The sequence below is a fragment of the Actinophytocola sp. genome, assembly GCF_036402745.1.
In the GTDB taxonomy this organism is placed as follows: Bacteria; Actinomycetota; Actinomycetes; order Mycobacteriales; family Pseudonocardiaceae; genus Actinophytocola.
Window position 1 is genome coordinate 1 of sequence record NZ_DASWSJ010000178.1, and the last position, 5,591, is coordinate 5,591.

Below are 5,591 nucleotides of genomic sequence, written 5' to 3' on the forward strand. Positions count from 1 at the left end.
CTGTACTACTTGCAGAGCGAGTAGGACTTTCCCCGGGGGAGGGGGCGCTCGGCCGTACGGTCGGGCGCCCCTTCTGTATTTCCAGCTATTTCCGGTTGTCTTTCCGGCGTTGGCTGTGCTGGCAGGGGGCACTTCGCACCCGGCCGGCGCGGCGGCCGCGGCCTCCCGCCCCCGAGATCTGTGAGTGTCTTTGCGGCGCTCCTGGATGGCGGATCGGTGCGCCGGCGGTGCCCCCTGTGGGCCGGTGCCGCGGGTCTCGCGCTCGGGTGGCTGCCGCCCGCCCGCTCGCCGCCGCGGACCGTGCGTGAACTCCTGGCGTAGTAAGGGGATCTCCCTGCACGGCCCGTTTCGTCGGGTCCTACACTCGCAGCAGAGTTTTGTGAAGCGCTTCACGGGATAGCTTGTGAAGATTTTCACAAGCCTCTCGGCTGGTCGGGTTAGGTGCGCCTAACCCCAGGCCGCGAGAAGGCCACCCCATAGGGTGCGCGACTGAGGAGCGGGAAAGGATGGCGAAGTGCCAGTACTCGCAGCTGTCAGCACATCCGTAGCACAGAACGAGAACGTGTCGTCGGGGCTGGGAAGCTATCTGCCGCTGTTCCTGCTCTTCGTGCTCGCCGCGGCATTCGCGCTGTTCTCGGCGCTGCTCGGGCCGCTGGTCGGACCCCGGCGCTACAACAAGGCCAAGTTCGAGGCGTACGAGTGCGGCATCGAGCCCTCGCCGCAGCCGGTGATCGGCGGCGGCCGGGTCCCGGTCGCCTACTACCTCACCGCGATGCTGTTCATCCTCTTCGACATCGAGATGGTGTTCCTCTACCCGTTCGCGGTGTCCGCGGACGCCCTCGGCTTCTTCGGCCTGGTGGAGATCGTGCTGTTCATCGCGACCCTCGGCTTCGCGTACGCCTACGTGTGGCGGCGCGGCGGCCTCGACTGGAACTGACGGGAGGCGGACAGCATGGGTCTCGAAGAGCGGCTGCCCAACGGAATCCTCTTGGCCAGCTTGGAGAAGCTGGTCAACTGGGGCCGCAAGAACTCGCTGTGGCCGGCCACCTTCGGCCTGGCCTGCTGCGCCATCGAGATGATGACCACCGGCGGCCCGCGCTACGACATCGCCCGCTTCGGCATGGAGCGGTTCAGCGCCACGCCCCGGCAGGCCGACCTGATGATCGTCGCCGGCCGGGTGACCAACAAGATGGCCCCTGTGCTGCGCCAGATCTACGACCAGATGGCCGAGCCCAAGTGGGTGCTGGCCATGGGCGTCTGCGCCTCCTCCGGCGGCATGTTCAACAACTACGCGGTGGTGCAGGGCGTCGACCACATCGTGCCGGTCGACATGTACCTGCCCGGCTGCCCGCCCCGCCCGGAGATGCTGCTCGACGCCATCCTCAAGCTGCACGCGAAGATCCAGGACGAGCCGATCAACGCCCGCCGCGCGGCGCTGCGGGCCGAGCGCGGGGACCGCACCCCGATGATCCCGTCCTCCGTCAAGTACGCGAAGAAGTGAACGAGATGGCCAGCGACGACAAGCCAGCGAAGAAGCCGACGGTCCCCGAGCCCGGCGGCGAGCAGTCCAGCGCCGAGCGGCCGCAGGAGGTCGAGCAGCGCCCGTCCGACGACGTGGCCCGCCCGGCCGCGCCGCGCGAGCCGCTGGTCGCCGGCAAGGCACGCAAGGGCATGTTCAACGTGTCCGGCAGCGGCGACACCTCCGGCTTCGGCGGCCTGCGGCTGCCGGCCCACGTGGCCGCGCCGGCCGAGCGGCCCTACGGCGGCTGGTTCGACGAGCTCACCGACCAGCTGCTCGCCTCGATGCGCGAGCGCAGCGTCCCGGCCGAGGCGATCCTGCAGGTCACCGTCGACCGCGGCGAGATCACCTACTACGTCGACCCCGCCTACCTCGTGGCCCTGTGCAAGATGCTGCGCGACGACCCGGCGCTGCGCTTCGAGCTCTGCGGCTCGGTGTCCGGAGTGGACTACGGGGTGGCCGTCCCGCAGCGGCTGCACTCCGTCTACCACCTCACCTCGATGACCTACCGCCGCCGCATCCGGCTGGAGGTGGCCATCGACTGGTCGCCCGAGGACGGCGGCCAGCCGCACTGCCCGTCGGTCGTGGAGATCTACCCGACCGCCGACTGGCAGGAGCGGGAGACCTGGGACATGTTCGGCATCGTCTACGACGGTCATCCGGCGCTCACCAGGATCCTCATGCCGGACGACTGGGACGGCCACCCGCAGCGCAAGGACTACCCGCTCGGCGGCATTCCCGTGGAGTACAAGGGCGCGGAGATCCCGCCCCCCGATCAGCGGAGGTCGTACTCGTGACCGAGAGCTACGCGGGCGAGCGCGAGACCACAGAGGGCAAGATCTACAACGTCACCGGTGGCGACTGGGACGAGGCGCTCGAGGACGCGATCACCGATGAGCGCATCATCATCAACATGGGTCCGCAGCACCCGTCCACGCACGGCGTGCTGCGCCTGGTGCTCGAGCTCGAGGGCGAGACGGTCACCCAGGCCCGGTCGGTCATCGGCTACCTGCACACCGGCATCGAGAAGAACTGCGAGTACCGCACCTGGACCCAGGGCGTCACGTTCGTGACGCGCATGGACTACCTGGCGCCGCTGTTCAACGAGGCCGGCTACTGCATGGGCATCGAGAAGCTGCTCGGCATCACCGTGCCGCAGCGCGCGCAGGTCCTCCGGGTCATGCTCATGGAGATCAACCGGATCGCCTCGCACCTCGTGGCGCTGGCCACCGGCGGCATGGAGCTCGGCGCGATGACCGCGATGACCGCGGGCTTCCGCGAGCGCGAGGAGTGCCTGCACCTGCTCGAGTTCCTCACCGGCCTGCGCATGAACCACGCGTTCATCCGGCCCGGCGGCCTCGCCCAGGACATGCCGGAGGGCTTCGAGCTGGCCGTCCGCGAGTTCGTCAAGACGATGAACGAGCGGCTGCCGCAGTACGACAAGCTCCTCACCGGCCAGCCGATCTGGAAGAACCGGCTCATCGGCATCGGCTACCTGCCCGTCGACGCGTGCCTCGCGCTCGGCGTCACGGGGCCGATCCTGCGCGCCGCGGGCCTGCCGTGGGACCTGCGCAAGACCGAGCCGTACCTGGGCTACGAGGACTACAACTTCGAGGTCCCCACCTCCACCGCGGCCGACGCCTACGCGCGTTACCTGCTGCGCGTGGAGGAGATGCACCAGTCGCTGCGGATCATCACCCAGTGCCTGAAGAAGATCGAGCCCGGCCCGGTCATGGTGGAGGACGCCAAGATCGCCTGGCCGGCCAAGCTCTCGGTCGGCTCGGACGGCATGGGCAACTCGCTCGAGCACGTCCGCAAGATCATGGGTCAGTCGATGGAGTCGCTGATCCACCACTTCAAGCTGGTGACCGAGGGCTTCCAGGTGCCCGCCGGGCAGGTCTACACGGCGGTCGAGTCGCCGCGCGGCGAGCTCGGCTACCACCTGGTCTCCGACGGCGGCACCAGGCCGTTGCGCGTGCACGTCCGGGAGCCCAGCTTCGTGAACCTGCAGTCCATGCCCGCGATGTCCGAGGGCGGCCTGGTCGCCGACGTCATCGCGGCCATCGCCTCGATCGACCCGGTGATGGGAGGAGTCGACCGGTGAGCGAGCTTGCGAGCGAACAGATGTCACAGGGCGACCGTGAACGGGAGCACCGAGCCCGCGGGGGGTTGTCGTGAACGAACCGTTGTCCACGGGCGCCACGTACGGGGGCTCGAGTGTCGGTGTGGGACAGACCCACGTGGCCGCGGGCCCGGAGGTCGACGTGGTCGCCGCGTCCGCGGTCGGTCCACAGGAGACCGGCCGGCTGGTCACCGAGACCCGCGCGGACCTGTCGGTGTTCGGCCCGGACATCGTGGCCAAGGCGGCCGAGCTGATCGCCCGCTACCCGGAGTCCCGCTCGGCGCTCCTGCCGATGCTGCACCTGGTGCAGTCGGTCGAGGGCCACGTCAGCCAGGCGGGCGTGCGGTTCTGCGCCGAGCGGCTGGCGCTGGCCGACGCCGAGGTCGCCGCGGTCGTCACGTTCTACACGATGTACAAGCGCAAGCCGTGCGGCGAGCACCTGGTGAGCGTGTGCACCAACACGTTGTGCGCGGTGCTCGGCGGCGACGCGATCTACGAGCGCCTGCGGAACCACCTCGGCGAGGGCGGCGAGCCGCTCAAGCACGAGGAGACCTCGGGCACGCCCGGCGAGCCCGGCTCGATCACCCTCGAGCACGCCGAGTGCCTCGCCGCCTGCGACCTCGGTCCCGTGCTGCAGGTCAACTACGAGTTCTACGACAACCAGACGCCGGAGTCCGCGGTCGAGCTCGTCGACGCGCTGCGTCGCGGCGAGAAGCCCGCGCCGACCCGCGGCGCCCCGCTGACCGACCTGCGCTCGGTCGAGCTGGAGCTGGCCGGGTTCTTCCCCGAGGACGAGGCGACCTACCGCTCCCATGTGGACGGTCCCTCGGCCGCGGTGGAGACCCTGCGCGGCGCGCGGCTGGCCGCCGACCGCGGGTGGACCGCCCCGACGATGCCGGAGAACGCGCCGGCGCTTCCGGAGGTCGAGAAGAAGTGACCACTGCCGAGACCACCACGCCCGACCCGGTGACCCCGGTGCTCACCAAGCGCTGGCTGTCCCCGGAGTCGTGGCGGCTGTCCACCTACGAGCAGCTCGAGGGCTACACCGCGCTGCGCACGGCGCTGTCCGGCACCCCGGAGCAGCTCGTCCAGCTGGTCAAGGACTCCGGCCTGCGCGGCCGCGGCGGCGCGGGCTTCCCGGCCGGCGTGAAGTGGTCGTTCATGCCGCCCAACGAGGACAAGCCGCACTACCTGGTCATCAACGCCGACGAGGGCGAGCCGGGCACGTGCAAGGACATCCCGCTGATGATGGCCGACCCGCACTCGCTGATCGAGGGCTGCGTCATCGCCGCCTACGCGATGCGCAGCCACCACTGCTTCATCTACGTGCGTGGTGAGGCCCTGCACTGCATCCGCCGGCTCAACGCCGCGGTGCGCGAGGCCTACGACGCCGGCTATCTGGGTGCGAACATCCTCGGCTCGGGCTTCGGCCTGGACATCACCGTGCACGCGGGCGCCGGCGCCTACATCTGCGGTGAGGAGACGGCGCTGCTCGACTCGCTCGAGGGCCGCCGCGGCCAGCCCCGGCTCAAGCCGCCGTTCCCGGCCGCAGCGGGCCTGTACGCCGCACCCACCACGGTGAACAACGTCGAGACCATCGCGAGCGTGCCGTTCATCGTCAACGGCGGCGCGGACTGGTTCCGCACGATGGGCTCCGAGCGCTCGCCGGGGCCGAAGATCTACTCGATCTCCGGCCACGTCGTGAACCCCGGCCAGTACGAGGCGCCGCTCGGCACCACGCTGCGCCAGCTGCTCGAGCTCGCCGGCGGCATGAAGGACGACATCCCCCTGAAGTTCTGGACCCCGGGCGGCTCGTCCACCCCGCTGTTCACCGCCGAGCACCTCGACGTCCCGCTGGACTTCGAGGGCGCGGCCGCAGCCGGCTCGATGCTCGGCACCACCGCGGTCATGGTGTTCAACGAGACCGTGTCGGTGCCGTGGGCCGTGATG

General features: G+C 69.9%; 6 protein-coding genes. All 6 read left to right on the plus strand.

Annotated elements, in window-relative coordinates:
• Nucleotides 1-562 precede the first annotated feature (562 nt).
• A complete protein-coding gene (locus tag VGD70_RS17575) occupies nucleotides 563-937 on the plus strand; it encodes an NADH-quinone oxidoreductase subunit A (RefSeq protein ID WP_331082551.1) in 375 nt (124 codons plus the stop codon).
• Nucleotides 938-952: 15 nt separating this feature from the next.
• Complete coding sequence (locus VGD70_RS17580) at nucleotides 953-1,501, plus strand: NADH-quinone oxidoreductase subunit B family protein (protein WP_331082553.1); 549 nt, start codon at nucleotides 953-955, stop codon at nucleotides 1,499-1,501.
• A gap of 5 nt (nucleotides 1,502-1,506) precedes the next feature.
• Nucleotides 1,507-2,316 (plus strand): NADH-quinone oxidoreductase subunit C, encoded by an 810-nt coding sequence (locus VGD70_RS17585; protein ID WP_331082555.1) that lies wholly within the window; start codon nucleotides 1,507-1,509, stop codon nucleotides 2,314-2,316.
• On the plus strand, nucleotides 2,313-3,623 hold the full coding sequence (locus VGD70_RS17590; protein WP_331082557.1) for an NADH-quinone oxidoreductase subunit D: 1,311 nt from the start codon (nucleotides 2,313-2,315) through the stop codon (nucleotides 3,621-3,623). Before VGD70_RS17585 ends, VGD70_RS17590 begins: the two co-directional genes overlap by 4 nt.
• A 121-nt stretch (nucleotides 3,624-3,744) precedes the next feature.
• On the plus strand, nucleotides 3,745-4,578 hold the full coding sequence (nuoE, locus tag VGD70_RS17595; RefSeq protein WP_331082560.1) for an NADH-quinone oxidoreductase subunit NuoE: 834 nt from the start codon (nucleotides 3,745-3,747) through the stop codon (nucleotides 4,576-4,578).
• Nucleotides 4,575-5,591: complex I 51 kDa subunit family protein (locus VGD70_RS17600; RefSeq protein WP_331082562.1), on the plus strand; the 1,017-nt coding region annotated here is incomplete at its 3' end. The genes nuoE and VGD70_RS17600, both read left to right, overlap by 4 nt.